The organism is Flavobacterium sp., assembly GCF_044373165.1.
Taxonomy (GTDB): domain Bacteria; phylum Bacteroidota; class Bacteroidia; order Flavobacteriales; family Flavobacteriaceae; genus Flavobacterium.
This window is the reverse complement of sequence record NZ_JBILQL010000009.1, coordinates 1-19,231: the sequence shown is the minus strand read 5'-3', so window position 1 is coordinate 19,231 and position 19,231 is coordinate 1. Positions and strand designations below refer to the sequence as shown.

Annotated in this window: 17 protein-coding genes; 4 read left to right on the top strand and 13 right to left on the bottom strand. The window is 36.1% G+C overall.

The features are described from left to right. Nucleotides 1-2 precede the first annotated feature (2 nt). From ACIQ32_RS02600 to ACIQ32_RS02555, 10 genes are all read right to left on the bottom strand, one after another. Nucleotides 3-740 (bottom strand): DUF2490 domain-containing protein, encoded by a 738-nt coding sequence (locus ACIQ32_RS02600; protein WP_396194103.1) that lies wholly within the window; start codon nucleotides 738-740, stop codon nucleotides 3-5. A 5-nt stretch (nucleotides 741-745) separates the two neighbouring features. Further along, nucleotides 746-2,389 (bottom strand): NADPH-dependent assimilatory sulfite reductase hemoprotein subunit, encoded by a 1,644-nt coding sequence (locus ACIQ32_RS02595; protein ID WP_396194102.1) that lies wholly within the window; start codon nucleotides 2,387-2,389, stop codon nucleotides 746-748. A gap of 24 nt (nucleotides 2,390-2,413) precedes the next feature. Beyond that, on the bottom strand, nucleotides 2,414-4,066 hold the full coding sequence (locus ACIQ32_RS02590) for a sulfite reductase flavoprotein subunit alpha (RefSeq protein ID WP_396194101.1): 1,653 nt from the start codon (nucleotides 4,064-4,066) through the stop codon (nucleotides 2,414-2,416). After that, complete coding sequence (gene cobA / locus ACIQ32_RS02585; RefSeq protein ID WP_396194100.1) at nucleotides 4,056-4,874, bottom strand: uroporphyrinogen-III C-methyltransferase; 819 nt, start codon at nucleotides 4,872-4,874, stop codon at nucleotides 4,056-4,058. Before cobA ends, ACIQ32_RS02590 begins: the two co-directional genes overlap by 11 nt. A gap of 49 nt (nucleotides 4,875-4,923) precedes the next feature. Next, a complete protein-coding gene (gene cysK / locus ACIQ32_RS02580; protein ID WP_396194099.1) occupies nucleotides 4,924-5,835 on the bottom strand; it encodes a cysteine synthase A in 912 nt (303 codons plus the stop codon). A gap of 18 nt (nucleotides 5,836-5,853) precedes the next feature. Continuing rightward, nucleotides 5,854-6,678 carry a serine O-acetyltransferase EpsC gene (gene epsC, locus ACIQ32_RS02575; RefSeq protein ID WP_396194098.1) on the bottom strand — a complete coding sequence of 275 codons (825 nt, stop codon included), beginning with the start codon at nucleotides 6,676-6,678 and terminating at the stop codon, nucleotides 5,854-5,856. 4 nt (nucleotides 6,679-6,682) lie between these two features. Next, the gene (locus ACIQ32_RS02570; RefSeq protein WP_396194097.1) at nucleotides 6,683-7,921 is read right to left on the bottom strand and encodes a sulfate adenylyltransferase subunit 1; all 1,239 of its coding nucleotides are present in this window, start codon (nucleotides 7,919-7,921) and stop codon (nucleotides 6,683-6,685) included. Between the two features lie 24 nt (nucleotides 7,922-7,945). Continuing rightward, nucleotides 7,946-8,851, bottom strand: coding sequence for a sulfate adenylyltransferase subunit CysD (gene cysD / locus ACIQ32_RS02565; protein ID WP_396194133.1), 906 nt, complete (start codon nucleotides 8,849-8,851; stop codon nucleotides 7,946-7,948). Nucleotides 8,852-8,876: 25 nt separating this feature from the next. Then, entirely contained in the window at nucleotides 8,877-9,572 is a 696-nt protein-coding gene (locus tag ACIQ32_RS02560; RefSeq protein ID WP_396194096.1) for a phosphoadenylyl-sulfate reductase, read from the bottom strand. Between the two features lie 62 nt (nucleotides 9,573-9,634). Beyond that, nucleotides 9,635-10,927 carry an O-acetylhomoserine aminocarboxypropyltransferase/cysteine synthase family protein gene (locus ACIQ32_RS02555; RefSeq protein WP_396194095.1) on the bottom strand — a complete coding sequence of 431 codons (1,293 nt, stop codon included), beginning with the start codon at nucleotides 10,925-10,927 and terminating at the stop codon, nucleotides 9,635-9,637. A gap of 73 nt (nucleotides 10,928-11,000) precedes the next feature. On the opposite strand from ACIQ32_RS02555, the gene ACIQ32_RS02550 reads away from it, so the two are divergent. Further along, complete coding sequence (locus ACIQ32_RS02550; RefSeq protein WP_396194094.1) at nucleotides 11,001-11,303, top strand: hypothetical protein; 303 nt, start codon at nucleotides 11,001-11,003, stop codon at nucleotides 11,301-11,303. A 332-nt stretch (nucleotides 11,304-11,635) separates the two neighbouring features. After that, on the top strand, nucleotides 11,636-12,886 hold the full coding sequence (gene metK / locus ACIQ32_RS02545; RefSeq protein WP_396194093.1) for a methionine adenosyltransferase: 1,251 nt from the start codon (nucleotides 11,636-11,638) through the stop codon (nucleotides 12,884-12,886). A gap of 138 nt (nucleotides 12,887-13,024) precedes the next feature. Here the strand turns inward: metK and ACIQ32_RS02540 are convergent, their stop codons facing one another. Both ACIQ32_RS02540 and ACIQ32_RS02535 read right to left on the bottom strand, forming a co-directional pair. After that, nucleotides 13,025-15,751, bottom strand: a complete 2,727-nt coding sequence (locus ACIQ32_RS02540; RefSeq protein WP_396194092.1) for a carboxypeptidase-like regulatory domain-containing protein — start codon at nucleotides 15,749-15,751, stop codon at nucleotides 13,025-13,027. Between the two features lie 23 nt (nucleotides 15,752-15,774). Beyond that, nucleotides 15,775-16,668 (bottom strand): GLPGLI family protein, encoded by an 894-nt coding sequence (locus ACIQ32_RS02535; protein WP_396194091.1) that lies wholly within the window; start codon nucleotides 16,666-16,668, stop codon nucleotides 15,775-15,777. Nucleotides 16,669-16,798: 130 nt separating this feature from the next. Between ACIQ32_RS02535 and ACIQ32_RS02530 the strand changes: the two genes are divergently transcribed. Together ACIQ32_RS02530 and ACIQ32_RS02525 are read left to right on the top strand one after the other, a co-directional pair. Beyond that, on the top strand, nucleotides 16,799-17,593 hold the full coding sequence (locus tag ACIQ32_RS02530) for a hypothetical protein (protein WP_396194090.1): 795 nt from the start codon (nucleotides 16,799-16,801) through the stop codon (nucleotides 17,591-17,593). After that, nucleotides 17,593-18,207, top strand: a complete 615-nt coding sequence (locus tag ACIQ32_RS02525) for a deoxynucleoside kinase (protein WP_396194089.1) — start codon at nucleotides 17,593-17,595, stop codon at nucleotides 18,205-18,207. Before ACIQ32_RS02530 ends, ACIQ32_RS02525 begins: the two co-directional genes overlap by 1 nt. Before the next feature lie 122 nt (nucleotides 18,208-18,329). Here ACIQ32_RS02525 and ACIQ32_RS02520 read toward each other — a convergent pair. Further along, nucleotides 18,330-19,231, bottom strand: a 902-nt coding sequence (locus tag ACIQ32_RS02520; RefSeq protein WP_396194088.1) for a glycoside hydrolase family 2 protein, incomplete at its 5' end; no start/stop codon positions are given.

Below are 19,231 nucleotides of genomic sequence, written 5' to 3'. Positions count from 1 at the left end.
TATTAATCAATGTTTTGAAATATTGTTACTCTTAAAATGTTTCTGTTAAAAAATTCAACCCCAGATGGTTGTTGTTGAAAAGAATTTAAATAACCCGTCTCAACTGAAAATTTATTTGAAATTTTATAGTTTAAAGCAAAATAAATCCTGTTTTGGTCAAATGTGTTTTGAACAATTTTACTACCTGCATTTATCATAATTTCATCTTGAATTTTCACAAACACTAATTCTTTTGATGCATTCTTGTTTTTAATTATTGGAAAAGTCCATCCTAAAAGATATCTCAATCTGAAATTGTTAAAATAATAGCCATCCGAAAGCGCTCCGTCATTTGTGTTTTGATATAATCGTGCTTCAACTCTGTAACGACTATTCAAAATACCAAATCCTATCTTTTGCGTATTATTAAATTCTACATGTGGTCTTAATTCAGGTACAGTTAATGGATTTGTTTTACATGGGTCATTTAATTTTCTCATAAATAAACTTCCTCCAAATCCGAAATCCCAGTTATTATTAATAACTCTTTTAAAATTTGCTCTTATTGACCATAAATGTTGAGCTGTTGGGTTAATAAAATGTCTTTCACTAGCATCTGTAAATAATTGCCAATTGCTATTTAATTTCCAATTAATATTGTAGGTATACCATACTAATTGCTGATTTTTAACTTCTTTTTCACTTTGTGATAAAACAGTTGTTGCAACAACTAAAAAAAAAATTATATAAATTCTACTCACATTATTTAATTTACAATTGTTCTAAAAGCAAAATCTCCAAAAGTTTCATCAGCTATTTTATTGGTAACATAATTTGAAAACAAGCTATCTACTTCTTCTAAAATTTGCGCTTCGGTTTGTTTCTCTTTATAAAGTTTATTTAATCTTTCACCGTAACGGTCACCACCTAACATAAAATTGTATTGTCCCGGACCGGTACCAACAAAACCTAATTCAGACACATAAGGTCGACCGCAACCGTTTGGACAACCTGTCATTCGGATTGAAATTTCATCTTGAGTTAATCCGTATTTTTCTAATATCGGTTCTATTTTAGTCACCAATTCAGGCAAGTAGCGTTGGGCTTCTGCCAATGCCAAAGGACAGGTTGGTAATGCCACACAAGCCATAGAACTTTTGCGAAGCGCACTTACCTGTTTTTCAATATTGTGTAATTGCAATAAGGCTTCAATTTTGGGCTTATTCTCGTTGCTTATTTCACCCAAAATCAGGTTTTGATTCCCCGAAAAAATGAAATTGGAAATGTTGAGTTGGGCCACTTCATATAAGAATTGCTTTTGATAAGGCTTTACCACTCCGTGTTCTACAAACAAAGTATAAAACCAACTGCCTTGGTGGTTTTGTTCCCAACCAAATCGGTCATTTCTTTCGGTAAATTGAAAAGGTTGTTCAGGTAAAAATTTAAAACCTACTCTACTTTCCAATTCCTTTTTGAAACCTTCAACAGTTAGTTTATCAACCGTATATTTCAATCGAGATAATTTTCTGTCGACACGATTTCCAAAATCACGTTGCACGGTTAAAATTTCGTAAACTGCTTTTAAAGTTTTTTCTTCGGTATCGGTAAAACCAATAATGCTTCCCAATCGTGAGTATGTGTTTGCATTCCCGTGTGTCGTTGCTAATCCGCCACCTATGGCAATGTTGAAACCTTTTAATTCATTATTTTCAACAATGGCAATTAATCCTATATCATTGGTAAAAACATCAACATCGTTACTTGGTGGTATGGCAATCGCAATTTTGAACTTTCTTGGCAAATAACGATCTTCATACAAAGGATCGGCTTCGGCAGAGCGTTCGTATATTTTTTCACCATCAATAAAAACTTCATAATACGATTGTGTTTTTGGCAGTAATAAGGTTGAAATTTTATCCGCATATTCATGTATTTGTTGATGAAGCGGTGAAATTTGAGGATGAGAACTAACAATCACATTCCTATTAACATCACCACAAGCTGCAATGGAATCCAACTTGGCGGTATTAAATGCCTGAATAGTTGGGCGTAATTGGTGTTTTAACAAGCCATGCAATTGAACGGTTTGACGTGTAGTAATCTTTAACGTACCTGTTCCAAATTGTTCTGAAATTTCATGTGTTGCAATCCATTGATTGGCATTGATTACACCACCTGGAATTCGCAATCGAATCATGAATGAATATAACTTGTCTAGTTTTTTGGCAGCGCGTTCAGCTCTTCTGTCACGATCATCCTGCACATACATTCCGTGAAACTTCACTAGTGTTTCATCATCCGGACGCACATTTCCTGTATGATTATCAAGATCGATACTTTCTTTTAAAGTTCCTCTTAGCCCATCGCTTTTGGTCTTTATTGCTTCTATTGGAGATAATTTTTCGCTCATTTTTATAATTTTTATGCCACGTAATTAATACACGTCTTTTTGATATTTCCCTTTATTTTCTAATTCTTCTAAAACTAAACCAGCTGCCTCAATTGTGATGTTTCGTTCAGAGGCAATTACTTCTAGTATGGTTTGCTCTACATCTTGGCTCATTGGATTTTTTTGACCACAGACATATATACTTGCTCCGTTTTCTATCCAGGCATTGAATTCTTTTGCTTTTTCTCTAATTCTGTCCTGTACATAAATTTTACGTTCCTGATCTCTGGAAAAAGCCGTATCAAGTTTTGTCAGTACACCAGTGGTTATCCATTCCTGAATTTCGGTTTGATAATAAAAATCTAGGACAAAGTGTTGTTCCCCAAAGAACAACCAGTTTTTCCCTTCGGCACCTATTGCATCTCGCTGAGCTAGAAAACTTCTAAATGGGGCAATTCCGGTTCCCGGTCCGATCATTATTAAATCGGTATCCTCAGATGGTAATCGGAAATTTTGATTTTTATGGATGTAAAACTCCAATTCAGTATCTAAAGGAAAATCCGCTAAATATTGAGAAGCCAATCCTGATTTTAGTTCATCGCCTACTTTAAATCTATTGAGATTTACCGTTAAATGAACTTGACCATCATGTGCTTCTGACGAAGAAGAAATAGAATATAATCTTGGGGCAATAGGGTGAAGCAAAGCTACTATTGCTTCTAATTTTACTTTTTTAGGTTGGTATTTAGTAATAACATCTAATAAGTCCGTTTTATCTTCATCAATAGTAATGTCCAATACTTTGGATAACGCATCTAAAGACTTTTTAGATAATCCTTTAATATTTTTATCGCTAAGAATTGAATAATTATCCTCATCAAAAAAGTCAGCGATGGCTTTTATTTCGGATTCTTTATTTTTTGGAAAAACTCCCAAAGCATCACCTGGTTCATAGGCAATTACATCATCTGATTCTATTTCGATATGATAAGTTTCTTTGTTGGAACCTTTATCGTTCAGAACTACTTTATGGCTAATTCTTCCTGTGTAATTTTTTTTGGTTGAAGCTGTTGCGGTAGTTTTTGAAACCACTTCAGAACTTCCTTGGTTTTGAAATACTTTTTGCAAATCGGATTCCCAAAGTGATACCGTTTCTGCAAAATCAACATCAGCTTTTACTAAAGGAAGTAATCGTTGCGCTCCTTTTTCTGCTAATACTTCGTCTAACAAAACTCCGGCATTACAAAATAAAGGATAGGAAGTATCTCCTAAACCTAAAACAGCATAGGAAACCTTATTTAAGTTTACATCAGCTGCTTTTAAATTTTCATAAAAAGCAACGGCATTCTGAGGAAATTCGCCTTCACCCTGAGTACTCATTACGAATAATACAAGTGTTTCCTTCTCTAGTTTAGAAGCATCAAACTGAAAAACATCAACTGATTTTGCCTGAATTTTATTTTTCTTAAAATTGGCTAATAGTTGCGACGCTACTTTTTTAGAATTTCCCGTTTCCGTTCCATAAATGATTAACGGTTTTACAGAAACCGCTTGTGATTCTACAATTGTAGGGTTTGATGTTGCAATTAGATTTTGATCTAAAAAACCAGTCAAATAGCCTTTGGTCCAAATAATTTCTTCTTTGGATGCGTTTTGCACTAATTGTTGTAATAATGATAGTTTAGTTTCAGATAGCATCTTGGTAAATATTTTTATGATTATCGAAATAAGATTCAAAGTTGTTACTCTCGGTAAACCAAGAATAGTCATGGTGCAAATTCACCACTTTACCAATTATCAATAACGTTGGCACGTAATCAAAATTTGGTAATTGTGACGTTTTTAAATCCTCAAAAGAAAAAACTTGTGTCTTTTGATTTGGCGTTGTTGCTTGTTGGACTACTGCGATACCTTTACTGGTATCAATTCCATTATCTAGAAGTTTTTTTGTCAAAGTTTCTAATCGTTGACCGCTCATGTAAAAAACCAAAGTATCCTCTGTAGTTGACCAATCTAGCCATTGTTGATTCGTAATATTATTCAAATCATATAATGTCAAAAAACGAACACCTCTTGAATGGTCTCTGGCTGTTAAGGGAATACCTGTATAAGCGGCAGCACCAAACGCGGCGGAAATTCCGGGGATTATTTCATAAGGGATATTATTGCTTTTTACAGCATTCAATTCGTCTAAAATATTGGAAAACAAAGAAGCATCACCGCCTTTTAATCGAAGTACTAATTTTCCTTGCAAAGCAAATTCAACAATTAAATTATTTATTTCCTGTTGCGGCGTCCAAACTCCCTTACTACATTGTTTGCCTACATAAATTACCTCAGCATTTTTACGAGCATATTCTTCAATTAATACCGGCGAAACCAATCTGTCGGTTAAAACCACATCGGCTGTTTGTAAATATTTTAAAGCTTTTAAACTAATTAAATCCGGATCTCCCGGTCCGGCACCAGCTAAAATCACTTTCCCTTTTTTGACAATTTGTATCATTTATATTTTTTTAAATAAAGATGAATTTTATTCGATGGACGCCTTCTAATTAGAACAAACCTTCGATTGATAAATAACGTTCTCCTGTATCGTAATTGAATGTTAGAATAATTGCGTCATCCGGCAAGGAACTTACTTTTTTTGCCACCGCAGCAAGGGAAGCTCCAGTAGAAATTCCTACTAAAACACCTTCTTGTTTTGCGCTATTTCTAGTAAACTCAAAAGCTTCCTCTTTAGAGACTTGAATTACTTCATCAATAAGATTTCCGTGATAATTATCGGGTATAAATCCTGCTCCAATTCCTTGTATCGGATGTGGAGATGGAGAACCTCCGCTTAATACAGGAGATAATTCCGGTTCAACAGCAATTACTTTTACATTTGGAAATTTTGCTTTTACAACAGCCGCAACACCTGAAATATGACCACCAGTTCCAACACCTGTAATGATATAATCCAATCCATCCGGGAAATCAGCTAAGATTTCTAGCGCAGTTGTTTTTTGATGTATTGCTACATTAGCTGGGTTTGAAAATTGCGATGGTGACCAAGCATTTGGTGTTTGGCTAACCAATTCTGCAGCTCTTTCAATAGCCCCTTTCATCCCTTTTTCGCGAGGTGTTAAATCGAAAGTAGCGCCGTAAATTTCCATTAATTTTCTACGTTCAACACTCATGGATTCGGGCATTACCAAAATTACTTTGTATCCTTTTACGGCGGCAACTAATGCTAATCCAATGCCCGTATTTCCGGAAGTTGGTTCTATAATAACGCTATCTGGTTTTAATAATCCTTTTGCTTCTGCATCTTCTATCATTGCCAATGCAATTCTATCTTTTATGCTGTTTCCTGGATTGTTACGTTCTAACTTAATGAACACCTTTTTATTGGGTCCAAACAGTTTATTGATTTTTACAACTGGTGTATTACCAATAGTTTCTAAAATTGTATTTGCTTTCATCTTTTTACGGTTAAATGTTTATATGCTGAAATCTAAAATTTCGTTATTTTCTATTTTGGTTTTAACAATGATTTCACTTTTATGATACACTAGTGATTGAGCGGGAATTGTTTCAGTAATCCATACATTTCCACCAATAATTGCTCCTTTACCAATGGTTGTATTTCCTCCTAAAATGGTAGCATTGGCATAAATGATTACGTCATCTTCAATGGTTGGATGTCTTTTTTCATTTGCTTTGTCTTTGCTCACACTTAAAGCACCTAAGGTTACACCTTGATAGATTTTTACATTTTTCCCAATTTTTGCAGTTTCACCAATAACAACTCCGGTACCATGATCAATAAAAAATTGTTTGCCTATAGTTGCCGCCGGATGGATATCGATACCTGTTTTACTATGTGCATATTCAGAAAGGATTCTGGGTAAAACTGGGATTTTGAACTCCCATAGTTTATTAGCTATTCGGTAAACGAAAATGGCAAAAAAACCCGGATACGATAAAAGTATCTCGCTTCTTGATTTTGCAGCAGGGTCGAAATTCAATATGGCTTGCAAGTCGGAAGCTAAATCAGTATGGATTTCTAACAAACTATTAAAAAAATCATTAACTAAACCTTTTTCACCAACTTGTGCTTGAGACAAAATCAATTCGAAATCAGTTTTCAATTGGGTTTCTTTTTGAAGAAATAAATCAAAATCTACACATTCTTCTTTAGTGCAAAACAACCATGCAAATAATTGTTCTAACCAATTTTCGGCTTTTATTTTGTCAACAAAATTCCTTTCTTCTAAAAGATTTTTTTGAAACAAAATGATGCTATTGTTATTGGTTTGGCTCATACTACTAATTATTTAAAAACATTAATGCTCCAACGGTATTGAATGTAGTTTCATCTATCAAAATGGCATTTCCTGATTTTGGATTTTTATCGAAAGAATCGTAAAACAAGGGTTGATTGGTTTTTAACGTAATTTGAGCGATGTCGTTTAAGTTTATTTCGTTGGCCTCTGTGAATTGCCATTCGTTGATATTCCATTTTTGGTTAACAGATTGCACTTTTACACGGACATTTTTGAAACGATGTTGTAGTAAATAGGTTTTTCCTAATTGAAGTTGTGATGTGTCTAACCAAGATATCCAACTGTTAATCTGATTAGATTGTATTGGTAATTGATTGGATAAATACACCGAATCTCCGCGACTAATATCTATATTGTTTTCAAAATGCAATACAACATTATCTCCCGCTTTTGCTATTTCAATAGCTTCTAAATTGCGCTCAATTTTTACAATAGTCGTTGTAATTTTGGCCGGTAATATGGTAACCACATCGCCAACTTTATAGCTTCCGCTAAGAACCAATCCGGCATAACCTCGATAATCATGATTTTCTTCATCTTTTGGACGAATTACCCATTGTACTTGAAAACGGGAATCTAAATTGATTGTAGTGTCGGTTTCAATAGATTCTAAAGTTTCTAATAATGCTTTACCATTATACCAAGAAGTATTTTCGGAAAGGGTAACAATATTGTCGCCAACTAAAGCACTAAGCGGAATGTATTTTATCTCGTTATAGTTCAACTCTGATTTTAATTTTTCAAAGTCATTTTGAATTTGATTGAAAATAGCTTCAGAATAGTTAACCAAATCAATTTTATTAATAGCAATAATTGCTTTTTTGATTCCCATTAGTGAACCAATACTGGCATGACGTTTTGTTTGCTCGGTAATTCCTTTTCGAGCATCGACAAGAATAATAATCAAATCAGAATTGGAAGCTCCTGTAATCATGTTTCGGGTATATTGCTCATGACCCGGTGCGTCTGCAATGATGAATTTTCTTTTTTTGGTAGAAAAATATTTATAGGCTACATCAATCGTAATTCCCTGTTCTCGTTCAGCCCGAAGTCCGTCTGTAATTAAAGACAAATCAATATCAACCCCTTCCTGTTTGGTTTGTTTTTGTAAAACTCCTAATTGATCGGTGTGAATACTATCAGAATCATATAAAAGTCTTCCGATTAAGGTGCTTTTTCCGTCGTCAACATTTCCTGCTGTTATAAATCGTAATGTGTTCATTTTACTTTATTGTTTATGAAAAAATTAAAAGTATCCTTGTTTTTTTCGGTCTTCCATTGCAGCCTCTGACAACTGATCATCTAAACGCGTTTGTCCTCTTTCGCTAATTCTGGTTTGAATAATATCATCAATAATATCTTGAATAGAATTTGCGTTTGATGGAACCGCTGCTGTACAGGTCATATCACCAACCGTTCTGTATCGAACGCGTTCAACAACAACTTTATCGCCTTGAAGCGGTTGGATAAATTGAGACGTAGCTACCAATTTATCCTGGTGAACGATGCATTCCCGGTCATGAGCGAAATACAAATTAGGCAGTTCGATGTCATACTTTTGAATGTAATTCCAAACATCAAGTTCAGTCCAATTACTAATTGGAAACACACGTACATTATGCCCTTTTTGTACTTTTCCATTTAAGATATCCCATAATTCAGGGCGTTGTAACTTTGGATCCCATTGCCCAAAATCATCTCTAACAGAAAAAATACGCTCTTTGGCTCTTGCTTTTTCTTCGTCTCTTCTGGCGCCACCAATACAAGCATCAAATTCATTTTCTTCAATGGCATCTAAAAGTGCATAGGTTTGTAATGCATTTCTGGAAGGAAAACGACCAGCGGTTTCTTTAAGATTGTATTTTTTGATACTATCTTCTACTGAAGCAACAATTAATTTTTCGCCAATTTTATTTGCCAAATAATCTCTAAATTCAATGGCTTCAGGAAAATTATGACCCGTATCAATATGTACTAATGGGAAAGGGAACTTCCCAGGTCGAAATGCTTTTAAAGCTAAATGCACCAAGACAATTGAATCTTTTCCTCCGGAGAACAACAAAGCTGGTTTTTCAAATTGAGCCGCTGTTTCTCTAAGAATATAGATTGCTTCGTTTTCCAGTTGTTCTAAATAATGATTTGAATTTGACATTTCTTCTTCTTTTTCTATTTCTAAATTATCTGTGTAAACCACATTCTTTTTTTGATTGATCTTCCCACCACCATCTACCGGCTCTGAAATCTTCTCCTTCTTTTAAAGCTCTTGTGCAGGGTGCGCAACCTATACTCACAAAATTGCTGTCATGTAGCGTGTTATAAGGAACTCCATGTTTTTTTAAATAGTCTACAACCTCAGCTGTTGTCCAATTTAATAACGGATTGTATTTATACAGTTGCCGCTCTTCATCCCATTCGATTTTTTGAATTGAATTTCTGTTTTCAGATTGCTCTGCTCTTAAACCCGTAATCCATATTTTTGCCCCTTGAAGGGCGCGATTTAATGGTTCTACTTTTCTAATAAAGCAACATTCTTTTCTTAATGCAACCGAATTGTAAAATGCATTGATACTGTTGCTATTAACATATTCTTCAACTTTGTTATTATTTGGATAATAAGCTTTAATTGTTGCCTTATACTGTAATAATGTTTTGTCCCAAACAGCATATGTTTCCGGAAATAATCTCCCCGTATCTAAAGTAAAAACAGCTATGTTAGTAATGTTTTGAGAAAAAATGGCATGTGAAATTACTTGATCTTCAATCCCGAAACTGGTAGAAAAAACGATGCCTTCAGGAAAATTTTTACTGATTTCAAGTATGCTATCATTAATGTTCTCTGATTTGTTTACTATTTCCTTTATTCTGTTTTCCATTTTTTTGTATGTACTACTTTTTACTAAACTAGTTGGTCAAATTTGCCAGTTCAAATGTTGGATTATACTAATTTTGATACTGAAAGTGCTACGAAGGCTTCTTTTAAATCCGCTTTCAAGTCGTCGATATTTTCTAAACCAACGGACAAACGGATCAAGTCTTTAGTCACTCCGGTTGCTTCTTGTTCTCTGTCTGACAATTGTTGGTGTGTGGTGCTGGCCGGATGGATGATTAACGATTTAGTATCACCTATGTTGGCTAACAAAGAGAACAATTTAGTCTCATCGGCTACTTTTTTCGCTGCTTCGAATCCACCTTTTAGACCGAAGGTTATGATGCCGCTTTTGCCTTCCGGTAAATATTCATCGGCTAAAGCTTTGTATTTTGAAGTTTCTAATCCCGGATAGTTTACCCAAGCTACTTCATCTTGTGTTTGCAGCCATTGGGCTAAAGCCAAAGCATTTTCGCTGTGTTTTTTAATTCTGATTTCTAAAGTTTCTAAGCCTTGAATCGTTTGGAAGGCGTTGAACGGACTTAATGCTGCCCCAAAATCGCGTAATCCTTCGATTCTCACTTTGGCGATAAATGACGCTGCACCTAAGGCTTCGTAATATTTCAATCCGTGATATCCTGCTGATGGTTCAGTGAATTCAGGGAATTTGCCATTGCTCCAGTCGAAATTTCCGGCGTCGATGATTACACCGCCGAGTGACGTTCCGTTTCCGGTGATGTATTTGGTTAACGAGTGAATTACGATATCTGCGCCGTGTTGAATTGGGTTTAACAAATAAGGTGTTGCGACAGTATTGTCTACGATGAAAGGCACTTTGAAGGCTTTGGCTTCTTTGGAAATGGCTTTCAAATCGAGCACGTCAAGTTTTGGGTTACCTAAGCTTTCTGCGAAAAACGCTCTGGTGTTTTCTTGGGCCGCTTTGGTAAAGTTTTCAGGATTTGACGGGTCAACAAAAGTCGTTGTGATGCCTAGTCTTGGTAAGGTTACGCTCAACAAGTTGTAAGTGCCGCCGTAAAGACTGTTGGAAGCTACGATGTGGTCACCGGCTTTCAGCAAAACCAACAAACTGGTCGCGATAGCAGAAGTTCCGGAAGCAGTAACTACAGCTCCAATGCCACCTTCCAATGCGGCTAAGCGTTGTTCCAAAATATCATTGGTTGGATTGTTCAAACGGGTGTAGATGAATCCGGCTTCAGCTAAGCCAAACAAGTTGGCGGCGTGGTCTGAATTGTTGAAAACATACGAAGTCGTTTGGTAAATCGGAACGGCTCTGGTTCCTGCGTTTTTAGTAACGTCGTGTCCTGCGTGTAAGGCGTTGGTTGCGAATTTTTGTGTGCTCATGATTTAGAAATTTAATTGTTAGATATATTAATTTTTAGTGTTTACGAATAATTGAGAAATAAAAAAAGTCCTTTTGGATGGCTTACCAAAAGGACTTCAAGAGTATAAATATAAACTTCGATTAAGTCTTCCGCTTTTGGTAACAGGGTATGTTGATACAACAACACATCATCATGTGCATCATACGGTTGGTCATCATCATATTTTTTGCTGTTACTTTCATTGTTTTTCTTTGTTGTGTTCTGATTTTAGTTTAAATAAAAAAACCCCTGCGGTTGTGCAGAGGTTTGATGGATATATTTTAACTTTAAAATTATGCCATAAGCGTCCTCTGCGGAGTTTTCCACATCATGCGACACATATTGCAAATCATTAAATTCATTTTTCGTTGTTATTTGATGAGGCAAACTTCTGAATGTTTTTTTAAACTACCAAACAAAATTTTAAAATTTAACATTTGAAGTTTGCTGATATATATTTAAATACTACGTATTTAGATTTTTGACAGTATCATAAAAAAAATAAAAAAAGACAAATTGTTTTTTGTTTTCGAATTAGTCTTTATACATTTGCAACCGAAAAATGAGAGGAAAAATTTGAACTGATTGCAACCTCGTTAAAAAATGCTAAAGCAGAAACTCTCCTTTAGCTTTTGCAGCAATCCTTTCTTTTTTCAATTGAAATATAATATTAAACTAAAACATAGTTATGGCTTATTTATTTACATCGGAGTCGGTTAGTGAAGGACATCCGGATAAGGTAGCTGACCAAATCAGTGATGCGTTAATTGACAACTTTTTAGCCTTTGATGCAGATTCAAAAGTAGCTTGTGAAACATTGGTTACAACTGGTCAAGTAATCTTGGCGGGTGAAGTAAAATCGACTACTTATTTGGACGTACAACAAATTGCAAGAGAAGTAATTCGCAAAATCGGTTACACGAAAAGCGAATATATGTTTGAAGCTGATTCGTGTGGTGTTTTATCCGCTATACACGAGCAATCTGCCGATATCAATCAAGGGGTTGACAGAGCCAGTAAAGAAGAGCAAGGCGCCGGTGACCAAGGAATGATGTTTGGATATGCGACTAATGAAACCGAGAACTTCATGCCTTTGGCTTTGGATTTGTCTCACGCTTTGTTAATCGAATTGGCTAACATAAGAAGAGAAAATAAAGAAATCACTTATTTACGTCCGGACGCTAAATCGCAAGTAACATTAGAGTATTCTGACGACAACAAGCCGGTAAGAATTGATGCGATAGTAATTTCTACTCAACACGATGATTTCGCGGCTGAAGCAGAAATGTTAGCCAAAATTAAAAGTGATTTGATTTCGATTTTGATTCCGAGAATTAAAGCCAAATACCCTCAATACGCTCATTTGTTCAATGACAATATAACTTACCACATCAACCCTACCGGAAAATTCGTTATTGGCGGACCACACGGAGATACCGGTTTGACAGGTAGAAAAATCATTGTAGATACTTATGGTGGAAAAGGAGCTCACGGTGGTGGTGCATTCTCAGGAAAAGACCCATCAAAAGTAGATCGTTCAGCGGCTTATGCTACGCGTCACATTGCTAAAAACTTAGTAGCAGCAGGATTATGTGATGAAGTTTTAGTACAAGTTTCTTATGCGATTGGAGTGGCTAAACCAACTTCTATCAACGTAGTAACTTATGGTACTTCAAAAGTGAATATGACCGATGGAGAAATCAGTAAAGTAGTTGAAAATGTTTTTGACATGAGACCTTACTTTATTGAGCAACGTTTGAAATTGAGAAACCCAATTTACAGCGAAACTGCTGCTTACGGACATATGGGAAGAACACCTGAAACGGTTACTAAAACTTTCCAATTGCCAAATGGCGCTCCAAAAACAGTAACGGTAGAATTGTTTACTTGGGAGAAATTAGATTTTGTAGACAAGGTAAAAGCGGCTTTCGGATTGTAATATTTGAAATCAACTATCATAAAAAAACCCTAACGCTCTTGATGAAAGTTAGGGTTTTTTATTTTTTAGCCCCGATTGGAACGGCATCCTTTTTATACCTGTAAAGGGATAAAAAGATATAGTGTAAAGCGGGAATAGCTACAAATTATACCTCAAACTGAAAATGATATACCTTGGCTGCACTCTGTACTGGGAATTTCGGGTAGAGAACTGCGAGAAACTATCGTCATTTAACGAAGTGGTGTTTAATATATTCGTAGCGGCAACTTTGTATTCCCATTTGCTGTCTTTGGTTTTTTGATAAGTTAAACTGGCTGAGAGAAAGTCGTATTCCTGATCTACTGTTTTGGCTTTGTTGTAATAGTGGAAAAATTCATATTCGCTCACAAAGGAGAAACTTTTGAGGAAGAAGTAATCCAGTTTTACCGATGGACTATCGGTGTAAAAAGTATCGTTGGGATACTCGTTCAAGGCATAAGAATAGCCCAATTCGATATTAGGAAACTTTTTGAAATTGGTAGACGCACTCAAGCGATAATTCTGGGTAAAACTTTCGGTATCTACTACATTTTCGACAGCATTAATCGGGTTAACTTGGATATTATAGAATTTACTCCAATTGATCGTAGCGCTAAAATTGGCTTTATAATACTTAAGAAACGATCGACCATACCTGGCACTAGCGGATAAAATTTCATCCCCAAAAGGAGAATTGAACGGTGATCCGATTTGATTTACTCCTTGAAATAAAGCCCTTGTTTTAATGGCTTCAGTGGTTCGGGTATAATTCAATGCACCTCCAAAGTTCTCAAAATTGAACATATTAAACTTTTGATAGACCAATGAATGACTTTGAACCACAGAATTTTCTAAGTCGCGGTTTCCGGAAAACAAACTGCTGTAGCTGTTAAAAATAGTACCAACTGCATAGTTATTGATGTTGGTAAAATTGTTGGTGATGCCGAAGTTATACGTTAGCGTTTCCGACTTTTTAATTTGGTAAATCATTTGAAAATCGGGCAACAAACGGTACAGCTCTTGGTTGACTGTTGTGCCTAATTGCTCGTTGGTTAAGTTGAAACGATGCATCGTAACGCCGGGTGTAAAAGTAAATTTACCCGTTAACCATTTGAAATGAAACCCTAAATAAGTGTCGTTGTAGCGGTAGCTGACATCGTTATTGTTTTCGGGTGCGTTTAATTCGTTGACCGTTCCGTTGTCTAAACGTTGGTCGATGGAAGAATTTAAACTTTGGTAAACATGAGAGTTGGCCAAAGTGAAATTCAGATTGGTTTTGGGCGTGAGCACATAGTAATAATCCAAACGGCTGTCGAGTTTATTGGTTTTGATAAAACGACTTTGGGTGATGTCGTTGCGGTTTTGGGTAGTATTGTAACCTATAAATTCAAACGGTTGGAACTCTAAATTGGCGTTGTAAAGCGGATCTTCGTTTTGGTACAAATGTTGGGTTTCGAAAGCAAAAATATGCTTTTCCGTTGGCGTGTAATAGAAACTCAAATTCTGATTGATGTTTACCGGATCTTGTCTTTTAGAAGTAAAAACACTTTCATTGCTATTGGCTCCGGACAAGAAATTCAGCACCTGACGGTTGAGTTCGTTATTTTCCCTTTGGGCTGAAATTCGGTTTAAAATATCGTAATCCAATTGGAAATTAGCATTGGGTTTATAAGTGGCGCTGAACTTGAACAATCCCAAATTATTTTTCTGACTACCAATGTCGTCTCTGATTTCCGAAGAGGCAACATCGGTGGAATTGGGTTGTAAAAAATTGACTGTAGAAGCCGTTTCCGTGTCGACTAAGGTAGAAGTAGCAATAACAAATCCGCTTAAACTCCAGCTTTTCGAAGGATTAAAGGAAAAATTCGTAGCGCCGAAATGCGATTCGATTTCTCTGACGCGATTGTCTTGGAAAAAACTAATCCCAAGGGAATTACTCCCTACATTAATACTGCCGCCGCCTTTGCCCATGATGTTTCGGAAACCGCCGCTGAATCGGAAATAATCCTGAATGGTGAAGGCTTGCTGCCCAACATTATTGCTGTTACCCATAATGTTGATACTGTATTTCGGACTGTAGTAAAAGGCTTTTGGGGCTACTACATATCGATTGTCATCGTGTCCAACACCTATCCCAGCGGTCATGTCGCCAAACCAAAAGTTTTTCTTGCCTTCTTTCAGTTTGATGTTCATGGCGAGGTTGTCTTGGTTGTTTTCGACGCCTTTCATGATTGAATTATCATTGTAGTTGCGCAAGACTTGTACTTTATCAATCGCATCGGCAGGAATATTTTTGACACCCAATTTGGTATCGCCGTCAAAAAAGTCTTTGCCTTCTACCATCAATTTGGTCACCGATTTTCCTTCAACTTTCACTTGACCATCGGCATCTACTTCAACACCGGGTAATTTTTTCAGTACGTCTTCGAGTTTTCTTTCGGTTCCGGATTTGAAGGAATCCGCGTTATACACTATAGTATCGCCTTTGATGGAAACCGGCATTTCGCGAACAATTTCTACGCCTTCTAATTCAATACCACCACTTTCCATTGTGATATTTTGGGTAATGTTTTCGGCTTGAGTGGTTACAACAATTTCTTTATTCTGCATGCCTAAATAACTGAACTTGATGGTGTAAGTTGTATTCGTTTTCAGGTTGAGCAAAAACTTCCCTTTATCGTTGGTAATGGCGTAGGCGTCCATGGCTTTAGTGGCTTGGTTCATGGCCATAACATTAGCCATTTCTAAAGGTGCTTTGGTATTGTCTTGAACGGTGCCTTCGTAGCGAACGGTTTGGGCGAAAGTGTTGGCACTGATTAACAAAAACAGTGCTAATAGCTGTTTCATGAAGTTGGTTTGAAGTAATTGCATTATCTACTCATTCTCATTTGGAATCCACCACGACCATTATTCATTTCGCTCATTTCTTCCATTTTCTTCATGACAATTTCATCATATTCTTTTTGCGATACTTCTTTACCGTTGGTTGGCGCTTTAATTTCGGCTTTTTCTTTAGGATTTAATACCACTTTAGAACACAAAATGGTTGTTTTACCGTCGTTTACTTCTAAGATTAATCCTGGTAATCCCCAATAGCCTTCCGGCCCTTGACTTACAGGGATTTCCGGAGTGTACCAAGCAGTAATGGTAATTTCCTTTGGCAATTCTATTTGATCCATAAAGCTGGTTTTAGTTCCTTCCTTAGCTTCTTCTTTAGCTTTATCATCTTTTTTTTCTTCTTCTTTTTTTGGTCTGAAGTTTCTAAAATCAGTTTTACTTGCCGGAATTACAGCTGTCGCTTTGAAACAATTGTAACCTCCAATTACTCGGGTTTCACCAGTCATTTGCCATTTGTAGGTATTCAAAGAATCTTTAACCAAAAATTCTTTACTCATGAACTCTTTGTCGACTTTATATATTTTCTCTTTAATGTTTTTGTAATAGGTTCCACCGCCGCCCATCATAGAACTCATCATTCTGAAACCGCCGCCGCCTTGACCTGGCGCTTCCAATTTTTCTTCTTCTTTGTAAATGGAAGCCGACTTATCGAAGTTTAAAAAAAAGGTCTTTTCAAACATCTTTTTCATACGCTCTTCTATCATTTTTTGCATCTCGGGAGTGATTTCACGATTGCCTTCAAAACGGGATTTGAAATCGGCTGTGCTGGTTTTAGATTCATAAACCGCCATACCCTGAAAATCTTTTTGGGCATGAGTTGACAAGTATGACAATAGAAAATACGAAGCGAATACTATTTTTTTCATTGGTTATTGTTATTTGATTAATGATTGTGAAAACAAATATGACGAATGAATTTGAAAACTGTTACCAATATTATGTTAAAAAATCAGTTTTATCTTGGGTAAATTAGGCTCAATAAATTATCTTAGCTAGATGATAAAGAAGTTTTTTTTATTGTTTTCAATATTACTGTTTTGCGACAGCTTGGCACAAAACGCAATCTTGAAAACCCAATTACTCCAAACCGAAACTTTGAATGATAAAGTTTTTAAAGGCTTTGACGGCTTGGGTAATCAGTATTTTGTGAAGACCAATGTTTTTATCAAACAAAGCGAAACCGAAGCTTGGGAATATAAAAATGTAGCTTTGGGAAAAATCAGTTCGGTAGATTTTATCAATCCGCTTAAAATTATTTTATTCTACGAAGACTTTAATACTATAATTCTTCTGGACAATCAATTAAATGAAATTCAGAAATTAAATCTCTTTGACATCGACAACACTATTTTTGCCTCTAAAATTGGTATGGCTTCACAAAACCAATTTTGGATTTACAATGCCTTAACCCAACAAATCATGTTGTTCGATTATCTGAAAAACACTTCTAAAAACATCGGAAATCCAATCCAAGAAAACATTAAGTTCACGCAATCCGACTTCAATTATTTTTATTGGGTAGACGAAATCAACAACTGGTATAGTATTGATATTTTTGGAAAAATCACTTTATTAGCCAACATTCCGCCCTTTGAAACCATGCAAATTGTTGACAATCAAACCTTGTTATTCGTGAAAGACAATACACTTTACTGTTTGAGTACTAAAACCCAATCGGTTTTCGAAATTCAAATTGTTGAGAAATCGTTCCCGAATTTTTACTTCAAAGACCAAATTTTAGCTATTTTTACCGACCAACAAATTAAGAAGTATAAAATAAAATTACCATAATGCACATAGCGGTAGCCGGAAACATAGGAGCAGGAAAAACAACATTAACCCGATTTTTAGCCAAACATTATAAATGGGAACCTCATTTTGAAGATGTGGTTGACAATCCGTATTTAGACGATTTTTACCACCAAATGGAGCGCTGGTCGTTCAACCTGCAAATCTATTTCTTGAATTCGCGCTTCCGTCAAGTATTGCAAATTCGTGAAAGCGGCAAAAACATCATTCAGGATCGCACGATTTATGAAGATGCGCACATTTTCGCGCCCAACTTGCACGCCATGGGCTTAATGACCAACCGTGATTTTCAAAATTACTCTGATTTATTTGAATTGATGGAAGGTTTGGTTGGCTCACCTGATTTGTTGATTTATTTGAGAAGCTCGATTCCCAATTTGGTATCGCAAATTCACAAACGCGGTCGCGATTATGAAAACACAATTTCCATTGACTACTTAAGTCGTTTGAACGAGCGCTATGAAGCTTGGATTACCACTTACGACAAAGGAAAACTACTAATCATTGATGTTGACAACGTTGATTTCGTGAACAATCCGGAAGATTTAGGAATGATTATCAATAGAATTGACGCGGAGATCAACGGTTTGTTTTAAAAATAAGAAGCGAATGGCTTGGGCATTTTTGCCATCCATTTTCCCGCCATACGTTATATCTCGTTCCAAAAAACGAGATGCCACTCCTGTCGGGGCTAGTTGGGTTTAGTCTTTTGTAAAGTTTAGCGTTTTTGCACGTCAAACAAGCTTTTAAGCTGAATGGCTTTTACCGGCTGGGTTACTTTGATCACCATTTTCTCCTGGGGTAACAAATCAAAAAAATTATCACTAAAAAAAACTTCTTCCTCCGCGGATAAATAGACATTTTTAGCCAACACATCCGTACTGATTTCATAAGTCAGCTCGTCTATTTTAACCACTTGAATATTGGGCTTGGTTAATTGCAGTTCATTGGGTTTGACAAAATAAAACAAACTTTTTGAGGTTTTACCGCTAGTTGTTTGACAAGTCACCGAAATAACCATTTGATGGCGATTTTTTGCGCTGTAATTCTCTTTAGGAGTTGCCGAAAGTGCCTGATTGGAATTAGCTTCAATATCGAACTCCACTTCGTATCCATCAATATGATTCCCGTTAAAATCCATTACTTCTTCCACCAAAGTAATGTGATGCGGTATCGGTTCGTCGTTGATTACCCTAACTTCATAATTGACCTCATTTTCTACTATATCTACCAATATAGGATTGAAACTCTGCTTTAACTGATACTGTAGCGCTTTCCATCGTCCGTAATAATCTACCGAACTCCAAGAAGTCACAGGCCAGCAATCGTTCAATTGCCAAATCAAGGTTCCCATACAATTGGGTTTTGCCCTGCGATGCGCTTCAATAGCGGTTTTCATGCCTTTGGCTTGGAGTAATTGAGACACATAAATATAGTCTTCAAAATTCTTTGGTACTTGATAATCTCTCGCCATGTACTCGTTGATGGTTTGGTAACCCGTTGGATGTTTTTGGTGGTTTTTTATCGCATCCGAATCAAAGTGAAGTTCGTCACTTTTGGCGAAAGCCTGAAACGTTTTGACATTCGGCAGGCCCTGAAAACCGTATTCGCTCATAAAGC

Excerpts from the sequence above, each read along its gene's own strand:
- ACIQ32_RS02595 (WP_396194102.1), bottom strand. The coding sequence starts at position 2,389 with ATGAGCGAAAAATTATCTCCAATAGAAGCAATAAAGACCAAAAGCGAT.
- ACIQ32_RS02590 (WP_396194101.1), bottom strand. The coding sequence starts at position 4,066 with ATGCTATCTGAAACTAAACTATCATTATTACAACAATTAGTGCAAAAC.
- cobA (WP_396194100.1), bottom strand. The coding sequence starts at position 4,874 with ATGATACAAATTGTCAAAAAAGGGAAAGTGATTTTAGCTGGTGCCGGA.
- cysK (WP_396194099.1), bottom strand. The coding sequence starts at position 5,835 with ATGAAAGCAAATACAATTTTAGAAACTATTGGTAATACACCAGTTGTA.
- epsC (WP_396194098.1), bottom strand. The coding sequence starts at position 6,678 with ATGAGCCAAACCAATAACAATAGCATCATTTTGTTTCAAAAAAATCTT.
- ACIQ32_RS02570 (WP_396194097.1), bottom strand. The coding sequence starts at position 7,921 with ATGAACACATTACGATTTATAACAGCAGGAAATGTTGACGACGGAAAA.
- cysD (WP_396194133.1), bottom strand. The coding sequence starts at position 8,851 with ATGTCAAATTCAAATCATTATTTAGAACAACTGGAAAACGAAGCAATC.
- ACIQ32_RS02560 (WP_396194096.1), bottom strand. The coding sequence starts at position 9,572 with ATGGAAAACAGAATAAAGGAAATAGTAAACAAATCAGAGAACATTAAT.
- ACIQ32_RS02555 (WP_396194095.1), bottom strand. The coding sequence starts at position 10,927 with ATGAGCACACAAAAATTCGCAACCAACGCCTTACACGCAGGACACGAC.
- metK (WP_396194093.1), top strand. The coding sequence starts at position 11,636 with ATGGCTTATTTATTTACATCGGAGTCGGTTAGTGAAGGACATCCGGAT.
- ACIQ32_RS02540 (WP_396194092.1), bottom strand. The coding sequence starts at position 15,751 with ATGAAACAGCTATTAGCACTGTTTTTGTTAATCAGTGCCAACACTTTC.
- ACIQ32_RS02535 (WP_396194091.1), bottom strand. The coding sequence starts at position 16,668 with ATGAAAAAAATAGTATTCGCTTCGTATTTTCTATTGTCATACTTGTCA.
- ACIQ32_RS02530 (WP_396194090.1), top strand. The coding sequence starts at position 16,799 with ATGATAAAGAAGTTTTTTTTATTGTTTTCAATATTACTGTTTTGCGAC.
- ACIQ32_RS02525 (WP_396194089.1), top strand. The coding sequence starts at position 17,593 with ATGCACATAGCGGTAGCCGGAAACATAGGAGCAGGAAAAACAACATTA.